The 16,020-nt window shown below is 64.5% G+C and carries 20 protein-coding genes and 2 tRNA genes; 11 read left to right on the top strand and 11 right to left on the bottom strand.

The window, feature by feature from the left end; all coding sequences use genetic code 11:
- Positions 1–63 precede the first annotated feature (63 nt).
- The 4 genes from R6U01_RS11840 to R6U01_RS11855 are packed head-to-tail and all read left to right on the top strand — an operon-like array spanning position 64 to position 4,542.
- Positions 64–1,425 carry an ABC transporter substrate-binding protein gene (locus R6U01_RS11840; protein ID WP_410286658.1) on the top strand — a complete coding sequence of 454 codons (1,362 nt, stop codon included), beginning with the start codon at positions 64–66 and terminating at the stop codon, positions 1,423–1,425.
- 5 nt (positions 1,426–1,430) lie between these two features.
- A complete protein-coding gene (locus R6U01_RS11845; protein WP_410286659.1) occupies positions 1,431–2,501 on the top strand; it encodes a carbohydrate ABC transporter permease in 1,071 nt (356 codons plus the stop codon).
- Positions 2,498–3,382: a carbohydrate ABC transporter permease gene (locus tag R6U01_RS11850; RefSeq protein WP_410286660.1), complete on the top strand. Its 885-nt coding sequence runs from the start codon at positions 2,498–2,500 to the stop codon at positions 3,380–3,382. Before R6U01_RS11845 ends, R6U01_RS11850 begins: the two co-directional genes overlap by 4 nt.
- Positions 3,382–4,542 carry an ABC transporter ATP-binding protein gene (locus tag R6U01_RS11855; RefSeq protein WP_410286661.1) on the top strand — a complete coding sequence of 387 codons (1,161 nt, stop codon included), beginning with the start codon at positions 3,382–3,384 and terminating at the stop codon, positions 4,540–4,542. Before R6U01_RS11850 ends, R6U01_RS11855 begins: the two co-directional genes overlap by 1 nt.
- A 6-nt stretch (positions 4,543–4,548) precedes the next feature.
- On the opposite strand, the gene R6U01_RS11860 is transcribed toward R6U01_RS11855, so the two are convergent.
- The 3 genes from R6U01_RS11860 to R6U01_RS11870 form a co-directional block, all read right to left on the bottom strand.
- Complete coding sequence (locus R6U01_RS11860) at positions 4,549–5,208, bottom strand: DUF4013 domain-containing protein (protein WP_410286662.1); 660 nt, start codon at positions 5,206–5,208, stop codon at positions 4,549–4,551.
- Between the two features lie 40 nt (positions 5,209–5,248).
- Positions 5,249–5,659: an SHOCT domain-containing protein gene (locus R6U01_RS11865; RefSeq protein WP_410286663.1), complete on the bottom strand. Its 411-nt coding sequence runs from the start codon at positions 5,657–5,659 to the stop codon at positions 5,249–5,251.
- A 107-nt stretch (positions 5,660–5,766) separates the two neighbouring features.
- Complete coding sequence (locus R6U01_RS11870) at positions 5,767–6,246, bottom strand: DUF192 domain-containing protein (protein ID WP_410286664.1); 480 nt, start codon at positions 6,244–6,246, stop codon at positions 5,767–5,769.
- Positions 6,247–6,307: 61 nt separating this feature from the next.
- Here R6U01_RS11870 and R6U01_RS11875 point away from each other — a divergent pair.
- Both R6U01_RS11875 and R6U01_RS11880 read left to right on the top strand, forming a co-directional pair.
- Positions 6,308–6,381, top strand: a tRNA-Val gene (locus R6U01_RS11875).
- A gap of 366 nt (positions 6,382–6,747) precedes the next feature.
- Positions 6,748–7,830, top strand: a complete 1,083-nt coding sequence (locus R6U01_RS11880; RefSeq protein WP_410286665.1) for a CNNM domain-containing protein — start codon at positions 6,748–6,750, stop codon at positions 7,828–7,830.
- 60 nt (positions 7,831–7,890) lie between these two features.
- Here the strand turns inward: R6U01_RS11880 and R6U01_RS11885 are convergent, their stop codons facing one another.
- Complete coding sequence (locus R6U01_RS11885; protein ID WP_410286666.1) at positions 7,891–8,574, bottom strand: haloacid dehalogenase type II; 684 nt, start codon at positions 8,572–8,574, stop codon at positions 7,891–7,893.
- A 126-nt stretch (positions 8,575–8,700) separates the two neighbouring features.
- Between R6U01_RS11885 and R6U01_RS11890 the strand changes: the two genes are divergently transcribed.
- Positions 8,701–9,861, top strand: coding sequence for a sensor histidine kinase (locus R6U01_RS11890; RefSeq protein ID WP_410286667.1), 1,161 nt, complete (start codon positions 8,701–8,703; stop codon positions 9,859–9,861).
- A 73-nt stretch (positions 9,862–9,934) separates the two neighbouring features.
- Here R6U01_RS11890 and R6U01_RS11895 read toward each other — a convergent pair whose 3' ends face one another.
- From R6U01_RS11895 to R6U01_RS11910, 4 genes are all read right to left on the bottom strand, one after another.
- Positions 9,935–10,060 carry a hypothetical protein gene (locus R6U01_RS11895; protein WP_410286668.1) on the bottom strand — a complete coding sequence of 42 codons (126 nt, stop codon included), beginning with the start codon at positions 10,058–10,060 and terminating at the stop codon, positions 9,935–9,937.
- A 172-nt stretch (positions 10,061–10,232) separates the two neighbouring features.
- The gene (locus tag R6U01_RS11900; protein ID WP_410286669.1) at positions 10,233–11,036 is read right to left on the bottom strand and encodes a MarR family transcriptional regulator; all 804 of its coding nucleotides are present in this window, start codon (positions 11,034–11,036) and stop codon (positions 10,233–10,235) included.
- A gap of 578 nt (positions 11,037–11,614) precedes the next feature.
- A complete protein-coding gene (locus R6U01_RS11905) occupies positions 11,615–11,983 on the bottom strand; it encodes a DUF5615 family PIN-like protein (protein WP_410286670.1) in 369 nt (122 codons plus the stop codon).
- On the bottom strand, positions 11,980–12,255 hold the full coding sequence (locus tag R6U01_RS11910; protein WP_410286671.1) for a DUF433 domain-containing protein: 276 nt from the start codon (positions 12,253–12,255) through the stop codon (positions 11,980–11,982). The genes R6U01_RS11905 and R6U01_RS11910 overlap by 4 nt, the downstream gene beginning before the upstream one ends.
- A gap of 134 nt (positions 12,256–12,389) precedes the next feature.
- On the opposite strand from R6U01_RS11910, the gene R6U01_RS11915 reads away from it, so the two are divergent.
- From R6U01_RS11915 to R6U01_RS11930, 4 genes are all read left to right on the top strand, one after another.
- Positions 12,390–12,530 carry a hypothetical protein gene (locus tag R6U01_RS11915; protein WP_410286672.1) on the top strand — a complete coding sequence of 47 codons (141 nt, stop codon included), beginning with the start codon at positions 12,390–12,392 and terminating at the stop codon, positions 12,528–12,530.
- A 70-nt stretch (positions 12,531–12,600) separates the two neighbouring features.
- Positions 12,601–12,930: a hypothetical protein gene (locus R6U01_RS11920; protein ID WP_410286673.1), complete on the top strand. Its 330-nt coding sequence runs from the start codon at positions 12,601–12,603 to the stop codon at positions 12,928–12,930.
- Between the two features lie 1,159 nt (positions 12,931–14,089).
- On the top strand, positions 14,090–14,473 hold the full coding sequence (locus tag R6U01_RS11925) for a hypothetical protein (protein ID WP_410286674.1): 384 nt from the start codon (positions 14,090–14,092) through the stop codon (positions 14,471–14,473).
- Positions 14,474–14,637: 164 nt separating this feature from the next.
- On the top strand, positions 14,638–14,856 hold the full coding sequence (locus tag R6U01_RS11930) for a hypothetical protein (RefSeq protein WP_410286675.1): 219 nt from the start codon (positions 14,638–14,640) through the stop codon (positions 14,854–14,856).
- 213 nt (positions 14,857–15,069) lie between these two features.
- Here the strand turns inward: R6U01_RS11930 and R6U01_RS11935 are convergent, their stop codons facing one another.
- The 3 genes from R6U01_RS11935 to R6U01_RS11945 all read right to left on the bottom strand — a co-directional run.
- The gene (locus R6U01_RS11935) at positions 15,070–15,273 is read right to left on the bottom strand and encodes a hypothetical protein (RefSeq protein ID WP_410286676.1); all 204 of its coding nucleotides are present in this window, start codon (positions 15,271–15,273) and stop codon (positions 15,070–15,072) included.
- A gap of 353 nt (positions 15,274–15,626) precedes the next feature.
- Positions 15,627–15,699 (bottom strand) — tRNA-Arg (locus R6U01_RS11940).
- A gap of 103 nt (positions 15,700–15,802) precedes the next feature.
- The coding region (locus R6U01_RS11945) for a 2Fe-2S iron-sulfur cluster-binding protein (RefSeq protein WP_410286677.1) at positions 15,803–16,020 on the bottom strand (218 nt) is incomplete at its 5' end.

Raw genomic sequence — 16,020 nt, forward strand, 5'->3', positions numbered from 1 at the left:
ATAATGTTTTGAGTAAATGAACATCAATGATTAAGTACTGGGGAGCGAACATCACTAATGTACATGTCACACGACAGTCGATCCGACGACGACGACCGACTCACCCGTCGCCACTACGTGGCCGGAGCCGGGACCCTCGCGACCGTGGGAATCGCCGGCTGTTCCGGCGGCGGCGACGGTGACGACGGGAGCGACGGTGACGACGGGAGCGACGGTGACGACGGGAGCGACGGCGACGACGGTTCTGACGGCGGGAGCGAGCTCGAGATCGTCCACTGGTGGACCGCGGGCGGCGAAGAGGAGGCGTACAACGCGCTCCTCGACGGCTTCCGCGAGGAGCATCCGGACGTCGAGATCACCGACAACCCCGCCCCGGGGGGTGCGGGGTCCGCGATCGACACCGTGATCCAGAACCGCGTGATCGACGGGGACCCGCCGAGTACCTTCCAGATCTGGCCCGGACAGGCGCTTACGCCGTACACGGACGAGGGCCTCTTAGAGGACATCGGCGACTCCGTGTGGGACGACGAGATGAGCGACGCCTACCAGGACGGCATCCGCGAGCTCGCCCAGCCCGGCGGAAACCTCGTGGCGGTCCCGATCAACATCCACCGGCTGAACAACCTGTTTTACAACGTCTCCGTCGTCGAGGAGGCGGGAATCGACCCGAGCGACATCGAGGACCCGGCGGGGCTGCTTGACGCCTTGGAGACGGTCGACGCGGAGACGGACGCGACGCCGCTCGTCCACCAGACGCAGACGCCGTGGTCGTCCCTCCAGCTGTGGGAGAACGTCTTCATCGGTCAGCAGGGCGTCGACGACTACCAGACCCTCATCGGCGGCGACGCCTCCGGACTGGAAGACGAGATCCGCTCCGCCCTGGAACTGCTCGCCGACTACCTGGAGTACATCCCCGAGGACGCCGGCTCGATCAGCTGGGACCAGGGGAACGACGACCTGATCGCCGGCGACGCCGCGTTCCTCCACCAGGGCGATTGGGCGGCCGGACAGTACGGCGGAGCCGACGACTTCGAGTTCGGTGACGACTGGGACATGGTGCCGTTCCCGGGGACCGAAGGGGTGTACCACTCGGTCATCGACTCGTTCGTCTACCCGACGAACAACCCCTCGCCCGAGGCGACCGAGCAGTTCCTCAACTACGCGGGCACCGTCGACGCACAGGAGCGGTTCAACCCGATCAAGGGGTCGATCCCGCCGCGGACAGACGTGCCGATGGACGAGTTCGGCGACTTCCTCACCCGACAGTTCGAGGACTTCCAGGAGTCTGACGAGCAGCCGCCAACCATCGCCCACGGCACGGCGGTCGCGCCGGGTATCCACTCCTCGCTCGACGAGGCGTTCTCCAACTTCAACGGCGACCTCGACGTCGACGCGGCGTACGAGAGCATCCGCGACGCCTTCTGACCGCGATGACTTCGCGGATTTTCGACGCGCTGACGCGGACCACCGACGGGGAAGCGACGACGGGTTCCGACGAGACGGCCACGACGGACGCGACGGACCGCGAGCCGCAGGTGCGGACCGACGGAGGGGCCGTCGTCGAGGCCGACGGCGACGCCGCGTCGTCGGCGAGCGCGACAGACGCGTCCCTTCTCACCCGCCTCCGACGGAACCGGTTCCTCGAGTCGATCCCGTTCTGGGGACCGCCGGGACTGCTCGTGTTGTTCTTCGTGTACGGCGCTATCGGGTGGAACTTTGTTATCTCGCTGACGGGATGGGAGGGGCTCGGCTCCCCCGACTACTCGTCGCTGTCGGTCGACATGTACGTCCAACTGCTCACGGACGGGTCGTTCCACGCCGCGTTCCGGAACACCCTCGTGCTGCTGTTCGTGTTCACGATCCTCTCTCTGATCGTCGGGCTGCTCCTCGCGATCCTCGTCGACCAGGACATCCGGGCCGAGAACACGTTCCGGACGATCTACCTGCTGCCGATGAGCCTCTCGTTCGTCGTCACCGCGATCTTCTGGTCGTGGGTGTACAACCCGAGCACCGGGCTGATCAACGTGGCGCTCCGGGGTGTCGGCCTCGACGCGTTCACACAGGCGTGGATCTCGGACCCGCGGTTCAAACTGGCGGCGATCATCTTCGCGCTGATGTGGCAGTTCTCCGGCTACTGCATGGTCGTCTACCTCGCCGGGCTCCGCGCGATCCCGAACGCACAGTACGAGGCGGCACGCATCGACGGCGCCTCGACGCTCCGGCTCTACTGGCGCGTGATCATCCCGCAGCTCCGGGCCTCGACGATGTCGGCGGCGGTCGTCCTCGTCGTGTTCGCGCTGAAGGCGTTCGACTTCCTGTTCGTGCTGTTCGGCGTCAACCCCGGCCGGTCCGCGGACATCCTCTCGGTGATGATGTACCGGGTCGCCTTCGACAGGATCCAGTGGGCGTACGGCTCCGCCGTCGCGATGGTGCTGTTCGCCATGGCGCTCGGCGTGATCGGTCCGTACCTCTTCGTCCAGTACCGCCGGGGTGAGCTGTGAGCGCCGCCGACCGGCTCCGCGGGAGGGCCGCGGGGTTCGGCCGCTCCCGGGTCGCGTTGTACGCGGTGCTGCTGGCGATGGTCGCGTTCTACCTCGCGCCGCTCGAGTCCGGCCTGACGACGGCGTTCAAGACGCCGCAGGGGTTCCGGACGACGACGCCGTTCGCGCTCCCGCCGATCGGGGAGTTCACCCTCTCCGCGTGGGGGCTGGCGTTCGAGCGGCTCTCGACCGGGCTGTTGAACAGCGCGATGATGGCGGTGCCGGCGACGGTGCTGTCGGCCCTGTTCGGGTCGCTCGCGGCCTACGGTCTGACGAACCTCAGCTGGCGCGGGCAGGTCGGCGTCCTGATGCTTTTCGTCGCCGGCGTGTTCATCCCGTACCAGGCGGTGCTGGTGCCGCTGACGCAGTTCTGGTCGTTCGTCGACCTCGCCGGCCGGATCCCGCTCGGCGGCGTCGACGACTACGAGGGGCTGATCAACCTGAGCATCACGCACGTCGCGTACGGGATCCCAATCTGCACCGTCCTCTTCCGGTCGTACTACGCGACGATCGACGGCGAGATGCTGGAGGCGGCGCGACTGGACGGCGCCTCGGCGGCGACGATCTACCGCCGCATCGTGCTGCCGCTGTCGGTGCCGATCTTCGCGGTGACGCTCATCTACCAGTTCACGCAGATCTGGAACGACCTCCTGTTCGCCATCGTCCTTGTCAGCGACCCGTCCAACCAGGTCGTGACGGTCGCGTTGAACCAGCTCAAAGGGTCGTTCGTCCAGCAGTTCAACCTCCAGATGGCGGGGGCGTTCGTCGCGGCGTTACCGACGCTCGTCGTGTACGTCCTCTTCGGAGAACAGTTCGCGAAAGGCGTCGCAGGTGACTCATAATGGCACAACTCGAACTCGACTCGGTGACGAAACGGTTCGGCGAGGGGGACGGCTCCATCCTCGCCGTAGACGACGTGAACGTCGACATCGCGGACGGGGAATTCCTCGTCCTCGTCGGCCCCTCCGGCTGCGGAAAGTCCACGACCCTCCGGATGATCGCCGGGCTCGAATCGATCACTGACGGGGAGATCAGGCTCGCGGGCGAGCGGATGAACGAGCAGGCGCCCGCCGAGCGGGACATCGCGATGGTGTTCCAGAGCTACGCGCTCTACCCGCACATGACCGTCCGGCAGAACATGCGGTTCGGACTGGAGGAGTCGACCGACCTCGACGAGGACGTGATGGACGAACGCGTCGAGAAAACGGCCGCACTGCTCGACATCACCGAGTTACTCGACCGCAAGCCCGGGGCGCTCTCGGGCGGGCAGCGACAGCGCGTCGCGCTCGGCCGCGCCATCGTGCGCGAGCCGAAGGCGTTCTTAATGGACGAGCCGCTCAGTAACCTCGACGCCAAGCTCCGCTCGCAGATGCGCACGGAGCTCCAGCAGCTCCAGGCCGACCTGGACACCACCACCGTCTACGTCACCCACGACCAGACGGAGGCGATGACGATGGGCGACCGGATCGCCATCCTCGACGCCGGGGAGCTCCAGCAGGTGGCGACCCCGCTGGAGGCGTACCACCGCCCGGCGAACCGGTTCGTCGCCGGCTTCATCGGAGACCCGTCGATGAACTTCGTCGAATGCACGGTCGACGGCGACGCGCTCGTCGACGGCGCGTTCCGCTACCCGCTCGCCGACGAGGGCGCGTCCGCGGTCGCCGACAGCGCGACCGCGACGCTCGGGATCCGGCCCGAGGACATCGTCGTCGAGGCGAGCGTCGGCGACGGAGACGGCGGCCCGGAGGCTGCGGGCGAGCACGCCTACGCCGCCACGGTCGACGTCGTCGAGCCGATGGGCGACGAGAACGTCGTCCACCTCACGCTGGCGGACGGACCGGAGCTGGTGGCGACGGTCGACGGACTCCGACAGATCGAGAGCGGCGCTGACGTGGTCGTCCGCGTCCCGGAGAACGCGATCCACGTGTTCGACGGGGAGTCCGGAGACGCGCTCCACAGCCGCTCGCTCGACGCCGCCAAGCTGAACGAGACGCGAGTGTAGCGCTCCTCAGAGCCCCCGCCGCTCCCACGCTCGGCCGGTCGCGGTCCCCACCGCGGCCGCGGCGACGACCTCCGCGTAGAAGCCGACGAAGAACCCCAGAGCGACGGCGTTGAGCGCGTCGTACGCCGCGAACGTCACCCCGAGCCCGCCGGCCGCGAGGAGCACCGCGACGAGGTAGCCGGCGTCGCGGGTCGCCGCGCCGACCAGCGTCGCGTCGACCGCCGCGCGGAGCGAGCGCTCGCGGGCGACGGCGACGAGCGCGGCAGGGAGCGGGTAACAGAGCGCGAACGCCAGCAGCGTCGAGACGGTCGTGCCGACGATGAAAAACAGCCCGCCGGTCGCGCCGGTCGGATCGATCTCCTCCAGCGGTCCGCCGAGCGTCACCGTCAGGAGGACGACCGGGACCGCCAGGTACCCGACGGTCGTCGCGGACAGTCTGAGTCCGTCCCGGAGCAGGGGGCCGAGCGGTCGCCAGCCGGGTCGCTCGGCGGTCTCGTGCGGCTCCGCGGTCGCGGTCGCGACGAGCACTCGGGCGAGATAGCCCGCGACCGCGACGAGCGGAGCGATGGGGAGCCAGACGGCGAGCAGGTGGAGCGCGCCGCCCACAACGAGCGCGTCGAGGCGCGGCGACCCTCGGACCGGATACGTCAGGACGCTCGGGATCACCCGGAGACCGCCCCGAGCTCCACTTCGTGGGTCACTCCGATCACTCCCGGATCCGTTCGATCTCGCGCCGGATCCCCTCGCGGACCCGGTCGCCGACGTCGTCGCCCGCCCGATCGACGGTCTCGGCGTCTTCGGTCTCCAGCAGGCGGTCGAGCTTCCGCTCGAACTCCCGCTCGTCGATCTCGTCGCGCGCGTAGCGCTCCCGGAGGGCGTGGAGCGCGGGGTCTGCCTCGCGCTCTTCGTCTCCGTCGTCCGGTTCGGGGACCGGTCGCGTCAGTGTGTGGAGCACGGGGAGGACGACGAACAGTCCGAAGAACAAGACCAGCGGGAGGGTCCACCAGATCCCGGTGACGAGCGGGGCGACGACGCTCCCGCCCACGACGAGGAGGGCGAACACTCGCCGCCAGCGGTGGCGGAGATTCCACGCGACCCGTGCGGGGAGCCCGGTCATACCCGAGCCGACGACTGCGAGGCGGATATCGGTTTCGTCGGTCGCGGAGGAGAACGGCGCGTCGGGGTCACGTGCGCCCGGCCGGACGCAGGGCGCCCGGACGCCGCTCACTCGCGGTCGACGACGATGCGGTCGCCCGGCTCGAGGCCGTTTCGCTCGCTCCACCCCCGGGGAACTTCGAGGACGTACCGGCCGGTGCCGCGGTACCGCGTGAGGGGCTCCGACTCCGTCTCCGCCTCGTGGATCGCGGTGACCGTCCCGTCCGGGGCGACGAACACGATGTCCAGCCCGAACGCCATGTCCCGCATCACGTAGGCGCGCTCCTCCGCGTCCTCGTGGACGAACAGCATCCCCTCGCCCTCGTCGAGCTCGTCCGTCGCCGAGAGCCCGACGTATCGCTTTATAAATCCGTCTGCGACGCGGACCTCGACGGTCGCGAGCGACTCGCCGGTCTCGCCGTCGACGGCCTTGACGGTCGTCGTCTCGTAGCCGGTGATCAGGAGGGCGGGATTCGTTGCGACGGCGGCGACGGCGACGAGACCCAGCAGCGCGAGACCCGCGGCGACCCCGAGGAGACGGCGGTTCACGGTCGTTCCTCGCGCCGGAGAAAGAAACCGTTTTCCGCTCCCGGCGGGTTCGAACGGGTGAGGGCTCGTGGTCTAGCTGGTTATGACGCGGCCTTTACAAGGCTGAGATCGGCGGTTCGAACCCGCCCGAGCCCATCTCCTGCGGCGAGCAGTTCGCGAGCCGCAGGCGTGGACGCGGGTTCGGGCCCTATCGGTCGCGCGCAGCGAACGCAGTGAGCGAGCACGTCCGATTTCGGTTCGAACCCGCCCGAGCCCATCTCCTGCGGCGAGCAGTTCGCGAGCGACAGCGACGTGCGTGTTTGAGGGGCGGTTCGAACTACGCGAGACGAGCGTAGCGAGTCTCGCCATCGAGTTCGAACCCGCCCGAGCCCATCTCCTGCGGCGAGCAATTCCCGAGCCCATTTCTCGCCGTCGCGATCCGTTTAAAAACGACGCCACCCCGCTCCGACCGTCCGGGCATCGTGGCCACCTATTTGAGTCCCACGGGGCCAACGCTCTCGCATGAACGGCATCGAAGTCGCCCTCCGCCTGACCGCCGGGATACTGCTCATCCTGGCGAACGGGTTCTTCGTCGCGATCGAGTTCGCCCTGACTCGCGTCCGGCAGTACCCGGAGTCGGAGTTCGACGCGCCGGGGCTCCGGCGGGCGTGGAAGATGACGCAGGACCTGGAGATCTACCTCACGAGCTGTCAGGTGGGGATCTCGGCGACGAGCATCGCGGTCGGAATCGTCGCCGAGCCGGCGCTCGCGTCCCTCATCGAGCCGGTGTTCGCGAACACGGTGCTCGCGTCGATCGGGGCCGGCGCGATCCTCGGGTTCGTGATCATCAACCTGCTCCACCTGACCCACGGCGAGCAGACGCCGACGTACCTCGGCGTCGAGCGCACGAAGTTCGTCGCTCGGTACGGCGCGACCCCGCTCTACTGGTTCGCGAAGCTGCTGTATCCCGTCATCGTCATCGGCGACGCGGTCGCCAAGTGGACGCTCCGCCGCTTCGGGATCGAGATGACCGGGGCCTGGCTCGAGGCCGAGACCGACCGCGTCGAGTCGCGCGCGGACCTGCGGAACCGGCTCGGCTCGCTCCTCTCCCGCAGCGACCTCTCCGACGAGCGCCGCGAGGAGGTCCTCAACGCCCTCACGATCGGCGAGATCACGGTCGACGAGGCCATGACGCCCCGCGAGGAGATCGTCTCCCTCACGACGACCGAGAGCGTCGCGGAGAACCTCGACCGGATCGGGGGCAGCCCGCACACGCGGTTCCCGCTGGTCGCCGACGATCTGGCGGACCCGGACGACTTCCTCGGGATCGTCTACGTCCCGTCCGTCGTCGACAGGATCGACGCGCTCCAGGACGGAACGGCCACGTTCGAGGACCTGGCCGCCCCGCCGATGACGCTCGGGGCCGACGTGCACGTCAGCGAGGCCGTCGACCGGTTTCAGGACGACAACCAGGAGCTCGCGCTCGTCGTCGACGACGGTCGCGCCGCGGGACTGATCACGGCGACGGACGCGCTCGAAGCCGTCGTCGGCGAGATCGAGGACCCGCTCGACGTCGCGGTCGACGACCGGTCGTCGCCGGCGTGAGGCTCGGCACCGACGTGCGCCTCGACGCGTCGCGAGCGCTCGCACCCTCGGGCGAGCGGCTCAGACGCCCAGCGCGTCCGCCAGCTCGTGGATCGACTCGACCGTGCGGTCCGGTTCGCCGTCGAACGGCTCCCAGGGGGTCCCCTTCCGGTCGACGCGGACCGCCTGCATCCCCGCGTGTGCGGCCCCCATCACGTCGAACCAGCCGGCGGTGACGTGGACGATCTCGTCGATCGGCGTCCCCGTCCGGGCGGCGCCGTGGCGGTACAGCGCCGCGGCCGGCTTGAACGTCTCCACCTCGTCGGCGCTTATCGCGTCGGCGACGAGGTCGCCGATGTCGGCGTGCGTCACCATCGACTCGAGCATCTCGGGGTTCCCGTTCGAGAGCACGTACGTCTCGTACCCGCCCTCCTGAAGGCGCTCGATTCCGGACCGGACGTCGTCGAACACCTCCAGCTCGTGGTACACCGTGAGGATCTCGTCGCGCTCCGCCGCCGACAGATCGACGCCGTGCGCCGCCAAGGCGTAGGTCAGCGCGTCACGGTTCATCTCGTAGAACGGCTGGTAGGCGTCGATCGCGTTCGCGACGAACGTGTAGGCCAGCGACCGCGACCGCCAGAGCCGCGACACCGGCTCGGGGTCCGCCACGCGGTCGGCCAACGCGGCCTCGGCCGCCTCGACGTCGACGAGGGTGCTGTACGAGTCGAACGTCACCGTCTGGACGCGTTCGGGGTCGAACGACATTCGTGTCCCCCCTCGGGCGCCGGCGTCATTACTCCCCGTCGTCCTCGCGGCGGGCGCCGCTCTCGCGTCCGTCCCCCGCACGAATCTTTATCATCGGTGCGGCTCTCCGTTCGGCAACGCGTCCTCATGGACCCATCGACAGATCCGATCCGCGTCCTCCTCGCGGCGGACGCCGCCGACGCGACCTCGTCGGTGCCCACGGCGACGTCGCTCGAACGCCGGGACGACCGGTTCGCGGTCGAGCCCGCCACGGATCGCGACGCCGCGACGGCGCTGCTCTCGACCGACCGGTTCGACTGCGTCGTCGTCACGGCAGCGTTCGCAGACGGCGACGCGATCGACGTGCTCGTCGATGGCACCGGCGCCGGAGACGCCGCTGACGCGTCGGACACGGCAGACGGCGTCGACGGGTGCTTCGGCGTCGACGCCGCAGACGGCCGAGACGCGATCCCCCGTCTGCTCGCGATCGATGCGGACCGCGTCGCGGACCCATCCGCGCTCGCCGCGGATGCGCTCGCGGCTGGCGTCACCGACGTCGTCCGGTGTCGCGAGGACGAACTCGCGTCGCGACTCCTCGCGAACCGGATCGGAAACGCGGTCGCCGCCAGGCGGGCCGCGGCCGAGGCGGACCGCCAGCACGACCGGGTCGACCGGTTCGTGAGCGGGGTGTCACACGACCTCCGAAGTCCGCTCAACGTCGCGCAGGGGCGGTTGGACATGGCCCGGGACGACCCCGGGGGCGGGCACCTCGACGTGGCGGCCACCGCGGTGGACCGCACCCTCGAACTCATCGCGGACCTGCTCACCCTCGCCAAGCAGGGGGAGAAGCCGCGCGAGCTAACGCTCGTCGGCCTCCGCGAGACCGCCGAGGAGTGCTGGACGACCGTCGCGACCGGCGACGCGACGCTGCTCGTGGAGGGCGACGGGCGCGTACTGGCCGACCCGAGCCGGCTGAAACAGCTCCTCGAGAACCTGATCGGCAACGCGGTCGCCCACGGCGGCGACGACGTCACCGTCACGATCGGCGTCAGCAGTCCGATGTACACCGCGACGCGCGCCGAGGTCTTCCCGACCGGATTCTACGTGGCCGACGACGGGCCGGGGATCCCCGAGGCGGCACGCGACCGCGTCTTCGAGGTGGGCTATACAACCGCCAGCGCGGGCACCGGCTTCGGGCTCAACATCGTCCGCGAGGTGGCCGCCGCTCACGGCTGGGAGGTGAGCGTCACCGAGAGCGCCGACGGCGGCGCTCGCTTCGAGGTCACCGGCGTCGACGTCGAAGAGTGATCGGCGCGCTCCGAGGCGGTCCTCGGTCGACGAAAAATCGAGACGGCGCTCGCGTCGCGCGGGGAGGCCGCCGTCACGGCGCCCGCGTTTCGGTCGCGATCGGCGCCGCGTCCGGTTCTTCGGCCGCCTCGGCCGGTGGGACCCGGGTGGACGTTCCGATCGGCGGTTCCTCGGTCGTCGTGCGGTCGTCGTTCGACATCGCGGGTGCGAACCATTTGCACAGAGACAAGAGTCTTCCGTGCTAACACCGGAGATCGATTTTCAGACGGTGTATTGTAATAGGGGATTGATACATCCCCGGAGAGGCCGCGTGAGTACAGGTCTTCGCTGTCGGAGCGGCCCGCCTTCGCGGGTGCCTTCCGCGGGACCCGCTAGAACGCGTCCGAGTCGAGCACCCGGTGGGGCACGTTCTTATCGCGGAGTTTGGAGGTGTGTCGGGGAATCAGATCGGTCACCGCGACCAAGAGCACGTCGAGGCCGAGCGTCCCCGCCTCGGCGACGCCCTCGGCGGTGCCGAACCGGAGGTCCGGGGCCACGTCGCTCTGAGAGACGACCGCGTACGCCTCCGTCCCGGCCACCGCAACGAGGCCGTCGTCCGGGACGTGACTCGTGACCACGGTCGGGTCCGGCGGGTCGCCGTCGGTGACGGTCGGGACGGGCAGCACCGAGACGGTCCCGGTGTCGTAGTCGACGACGCCCTCGAAGTCGGCGACGCCGACGGCCGCGCCCTTTTTGCCGCTCGTGACGGTGACTGCGGTCGCGGTCCCGCCCGCGGGGTTGGCGTGGAGGACGCCGTCTCGCATCACCAACCCGACCTCCCTTCCCTCCGCCACGTCGGCGAGCGCGATCGCGGCGTCGACCTCGACGCTCCCCAGCACGTCTGAGTTCACCCGTTCGAGGTACGTCTCGAGGTCGTCCGTCCGGGAGATGAGCCAGTCGACGCCCTCCTTCGTCACCTCGTACCGGCCGCGACCGCCTTTCTCGACATAGCCCGACTCGACCAGATCGCGGACGTAGTCGCTGACCGCCTGCGAGGTCACGCCGATCGTGTCCGCGATCTCGCCCTGGCTCACGGCCGGCTGTCGGTCGGCGATCTCGACGAGCACCTGATAGCGCGTCGCGCTCCGCTTGTTCTCGAGGACGTCCGGCGATCCGCCGTCCGCTGCGTCGACCATTACCGAACGTTCAGACGCCACAAATAAAGTGTTATTGTCTATTTCATCGATTACTTGCGCTATCGACCGGTTTCGGGGCGAATTTGTAAAATAGAGTGTTTGTAAAACAATCACGTTTGTTTTTTGGGTGCGGTACGATCGTCTATCACGAACACTGGCACAAGACCACATGGTCACCGAAGGGCGGAAACGGGCTCTCCGCTTGACGACGTGATAGAAGACACCCGACAGGAATTGGTTCGGCGGGTCACGGTGGATGATCGAATCGCTCGGTAGAGCGCACGTAACGTCCCGTGCGACGGGCTGATCACACGCTGATATAATTGGTGCGCTGAGCGTGTGAGATGCCGGCGTATCACAGTCCCCTTATTACTAGAGGGGTTACTCGCTGTATGGACTGTCCCGCCTGCGGAAGCACGCGTCTTGGGATATTCCGGTATTTACCCCGACGCTGTCATGCGATTAGAACGATACGGGCGCGACGGGCGCTACTTCGACTGTCGAACGACTTGACCTTTCAGGCGTGAGACGGCCGAATTAGGGGGTCTGAGATCGGCGCTCGGCGGCGGGAGTAAGCGCTACCCGTGAAGCCACTCGTACCACTCGCCGAGATCGACCAGTTCGTTCTCGACGCCGTCCGTTCCGTACTGGTTGAAGACCTCGTCAACAGTTCTGGCCAGCCCCTCGGGATCAGTGTCCGGAAGCGCCTGCTCGTAGTAGAGGAGTATCCCTGCGTGGTCGTGTTCCCGGTGCAGTGATTCGAAGTCGCTGGCGTTGTTCGTCACGAGCACGACACTGTTGTCCGCACACCACTGCAGCAGCGCGTCGTCAGTCGTGTACTCGCCGAACCGATCTTTCGCCTGCTCGACTTCGTGTCCGCGCTCCCGGAGCAGTCGCTCGAAGACGCGACCGACGTGTTCGTCGAGAAGGATTCGAGCGGTCGTCACTGAACCGTCTCTTTCGGCTTCAGCGACGACTCTCGAACGCGATCGAACGCCGCTTCGTTCTCTCGTTCGAGATCGCGCATCTCCTCGATGTGCGCGTAGTAGTACGAAAGTGCCTCGTACACGTCGGAAAGCGGGAGATCGAACTGGTCTGCGACGTGGGCGGGTGACTGACCGCCGTCGATCACCCGGGCAGCGACGTGGCGAACACCGACTCTCGTCCCGCCAATTCGGGGTTCGCCGCCGAGAACGTCGTCGTCGCTGACGATAGCCATGCAAGCCGATACGGTACCTTCGGTTATATTCTTTCGGCAGATGCCCTCGGCGACTCCGAATACCGACAATCGTCTATCGACCGGCGATTCTTCGGACCCAAACGAATAACGGCGCTCGAAGCGTTTGTTCGGGCATGACTACCGAAGAAGGTGTAGAAACGACCTCACCGCTCGACGACGTGATGGAAGACATCCGCCGGGAGCTGGTTCGACAGGTCGCGGCGGACGACCGGAATTCGAATCGGAACGTCTACGACGCTCTCGAAGACGAATAACACCGTTACTGGCTGTTAACGCTAGTGGGAGTAGTTATACACACAAGCGGACTCTGTCTACACAAGTAGTATGGAACAAGCGGACGACCGCGGAGCAAAGAAGGAACTCCGGAAAGAGCACCCGAGCGGGTGGCTCTACCTCACGCAACACGACGCGGTCCCGATTCTCGTAGACGCGTTGCTCGATCTGCCGCCGAACCGCGGGTTCAACAAAACCGAACTCGCAGAACACGCTGGCGTAACGCGTCAGACCGTCGGGAACTACACCGACCTCTTGTGTGAGGTCGAACTCATCGAGGAGGTTCCGGACACGTCACCGCGTCGGTACCGGGTCGCGGACAGTGATGTCGTCCGCGAGCTCTTCGAGCTGAACAGCGCGCTCAACAGCGTTGGCGAATAGCGACTACCTGCGGGGAACACGCCGAGTACTCCGAGGAATCTGTTGATCCAACAAAGCCGAAAATATGATGAACAGAGAACCGACTTGGAACGAGAATCTCGGCTTCTTGGTAGTATCGTTCGCACTTGCGAGCGCTGCTGCGTCACTCGTTCCCACAGTGGGACTCAGAGGCCTTCCCGGAGTGATCGGGGTCATCATCGTATTTGTAATGGCCTTCTTCATCTGTATGCTAGCCATCGACCGGCTGTTCCTCCCGAAAGAGTGAGTACGTTTGAGAGCCCGTAATCGGTGACCGGCTCTACCGAAATCCCGATCAGGTGGTACATTCACCTACTATTCTGATCAGTACAGTGAAGCAGATAGCGAATTACCAGCAGCGGGGGTTTCGAGGATTGGTGAGTGTCAGGTTCGCCGCTGTACAAGACCCAAATGAATGAGTAACCCGAGTATTCCCAAGAATCCCAAGACAAGGCCTCGAAGTCGTGGATTCGATAATTCCTTCCTCTCAGAATTAGAGTATACATAGTACCCGACAGTAGGCCAGAAGATGAGCAGGTACAGACCCATGCGGATGAGCAGTCCGCTGTATACTGTTAGCAAACTCATCGACTATTCACCGCCGTTTCACGGGGGGCCATATCTGAATCGTCGCTGTGTGACGAGAAAGAAGTTCCGTGTATTAGATTTCTAAGCCCGTAAGCGATAGGCAGGTCTCATCGAACGGCTGTTTCTACCGAGAATATGTCTGAAGAATGGGGTTTCAACAGGACCGAATCGCTCAATACAGCTGAGTTCTGTCACGAGCGTCGATTAAGTGATACACCCCACAGCAGGAGAACAACACCTGCGATGAAGTAAACGATAGCAGGAGGAGTGTACGTGAAAACATTCGTCCATTGGGCTACACCATATATGAGCAAGAGAAGACCAAGGCCCGTCAGTAGTGCTGTCTCTGGGCCATTGTTCGTCATACCGTAACCCTCTACGTTAGTTCGTATAAGGGTATACGTACGCACTCTTCAGCGGCCAGCCGTTTCAGGTGAGTATATCTGAAGAATGAGACCTCAACAGAGCCGAAGGCCATGGTACGCGGTGAATATCTCCACACAACTGCCACAGCGGTCAAAGCGTATATTCGCTCGGACGACAACCGATGTGTATGCCCTCCAACTCTAACGACGACGAGACCGGCCGGTCACCGATCGTATTAGCTGGCCTTTCAGCTCTCGGTATCGCATTCGTGATCGCTGGTGTGGGGCTGTATTACGGGCTCGCAGTCGATTCGATGCGGGTGTTCAACGCTGCAGCGGCGGCGATTTTCGTGTTACTCGCTGTTTCAATGGTCATCATCATACGGAGTGAGCCGCTCTTCTCCCAAGAGAACGCGGTGATTTCGGTTTTCGTGTTCACCGCTATGGCGCTCTTCTTCGGATTGAGCACGTTCACTACGCTCCCGTTTCCCGTGTTGGTTGGGGTCCTCGTCTTCGTTGGCGTAATTCTTCCCGGTCTCGTGCTTCAGTATGGGCCCTCAGTTATCGATTAACAGTGTTTAAAATGCCGTGTGAGATACAGTGGACGTGCCTAGCAGGTCAGATGTTCTGTTATGACCGGAGACTGGTGCCTGATTTAATATGGGGCGAGAAGTGGATCAGTCATGAAGCTCCCAGGTCTCAACACACGGTCTTGCGACGGGGGAGATAAAGCCGAATGACTGACCTCGTCGTCTTTTTGTTGGTCCTCGTTATCTTCCTACAGCTACCCGCCTCGCTACTTGTGCGATACGACGCGAAGCGTCTCGGTCTCAAACAGCCTGTTAAATACGAACTTGGGATCATCGTGCCGACCGCCGGCTTCATCGTATTGTTTTATTATCTCGCTAATCGCCGTGATTTGCCGAAAGTGGAAGAGGACTCCCCACCTGAATAGTAGTTGCTGAGACGGCCTGTGCTCTTCCATGCCAGTGAGCGATATTCGAGAAGATCGAGTCAAAGCATGTCTGTCGTGTCGATTTAACCTCGTTGTCTTCGTGATTTGAATATTTTTCACTCAAAATATTTTAGATTAACAGAATACTCGACGGTCAATTCGCAGTATCAGTGACCAGCTATTTCGTATGGTATTGTGTCTGCAGAAGAGAGCTCACTTTTTGACTACTGCCAGCCAGCGACCGTACCGAAACAGGATGATCATACCCCCAAAGGTGAACAGTATCCCGAGCAGACTTCCTTCGACGAAGAACGATGCCGGCCCCAACACGAGGAGAGCAAGGCCAATGAGAATACTGACCCAGTCCCAGCGACTGAGTTCAGTTTCTGTGTCAGTTTCAGCATTCACATCACTCATATCTAGTAGTTTCAATGACATCCAATAACTCTGGCTAACAGATACGTACTCTATATTCAGCACGTCTCAAAGAACATATCATAAATTGAGTATTTCAACAGAGCCTGTCTGAAGAAGAAAATTATAACAGAATCACCCTCTCTATTCAATAGTCGAATCTTGATAGAATTCGGGTATTCTCTCGGATCACCCAAGAGGAAGAGCCAATCGGCGATTGATTTTCTCTCCCTGCGTCAGTTTGGATGTACGCGAACCCCACCGATGGACCAGCGGACGATCACCTATCGAACGAAAGCACGCGCCTCGCACTATTACGGCGTCTACCCCGACGCAGTCATGCGATTAGAACGATACGGGCGCGACGGGATTTGAACCCGCGACATCTTGGTCCGGAACCAAGGACTCTGTCCACTGAGCTACGCGCCCTTGCGGATGTGTACCGATCGATCGCTGTTAAGCGTTCTGAAACGCACCCTCAAACACCACACGAACCCACAAAAATCAGGCAGCTACGAAGAGAAACGCCGCGTTACGGTGCTTCGCCGGTCTCGATCGTGAAGTCGGAAATTGGGTAGGCCACACAGGTGAGCGTGTAGCCCTCGTCGAGTTCGCCGTCGTCGAGCATCTGTTGGTTGTCGTGGCGGACGTAGTCCTCGGAGTTGCCGCCGCTCGTGATGTGGCCTGCACAGGAGACACACTGACCCTGCCGGCAGGCGTACGGGAGGTCCATCCCGGCGTCTTCGCCCT

This window comes from Halorubrum sp. (genome assembly GCF_046498025.1).
Lineage (GTDB): Archaea > Halobacteriota > Halobacteria > Halobacteriales > Haloferacaceae > Halorubrum.

Coding starts and splice junctions, on each gene's coding strand:
- R6U01_RS11840 (WP_410286658.1), top strand. CDS start 64: ATGTCACACGACAGTCGATCCGACGACGACGACCGACTCACCCGTCGC.
- R6U01_RS11845 (WP_410286659.1), top strand. CDS start 1,431: ATGACTTCGCGGATTTTCGACGCGCTGACGCGGACCACCGACGGGGAA.
- R6U01_RS11855 (WP_410286661.1), top strand. CDS start 3,382: ATGGCACAACTCGAACTCGACTCGGTGACGAAACGGTTCGGCGAGGGG.
- R6U01_RS11865 (WP_410286663.1), bottom strand. CDS start 5,659: ATGACCGGGCTCCCCGCACGGGTCGCGTGGAATCTCCGCCACCGCTGG.
- R6U01_RS11880 (WP_410286665.1), top strand. CDS start 6,748: ATGAACGGCATCGAAGTCGCCCTCCGCCTGACCGCCGGGATACTGCTC.
- R6U01_RS11885 (WP_410286666.1), bottom strand. CDS start 8,574: ATGTCGTTCGACCCCGAACGCGTCCAGACGGTGACGTTCGACTCGTAC.
- R6U01_RS11890 (WP_410286667.1), top strand. CDS start 8,701: ATGGACCCATCGACAGATCCGATCCGCGTCCTCCTCGCGGCGGACGCC.
- R6U01_RS11895 (WP_410286668.1), bottom strand. CDS start 10,060: ATGTCGAACGACGACCGCACGACGACCGAGGAACCGCCGATCGGAACG.
- R6U01_RS11900 (WP_410286669.1), bottom strand. CDS start 11,036: ATGGTCGACGCAGCGGACGGCGGATCGCCGGACGTCCTCGAGAACAAG.
- R6U01_RS11910 (WP_410286671.1), bottom strand. CDS start 12,255: ATGGCTATCGTCAGCGACGACGACGTTCTCGGCGGCGAACCCCGAATT.
- R6U01_RS11915 (WP_410286672.1), top strand. CDS start 12,390: ATGACTACCGAAGAAGGTGTAGAAACGACCTCACCGCTCGACGACGTG.
- R6U01_RS11920 (WP_410286673.1), top strand. CDS start 12,601: ATGGAACAAGCGGACGACCGCGGAGCAAAGAAGGAACTCCGGAAAGAG.
- R6U01_RS11925 (WP_410286674.1), top strand. CDS start 14,090: ATGCCCTCCAACTCTAACGACGACGAGACCGGCCGGTCACCGATCGTA.
- R6U01_RS11930 (WP_410286675.1), top strand. CDS start 14,638: ATGACTGACCTCGTCGTCTTTTTGTTGGTCCTCGTTATCTTCCTACAG.
- R6U01_RS11935 (WP_410286676.1), bottom strand. CDS start 15,273: ATGAGTGATGTGAATGCTGAAACTGACACAGAAACTGAACTCAGTCGC.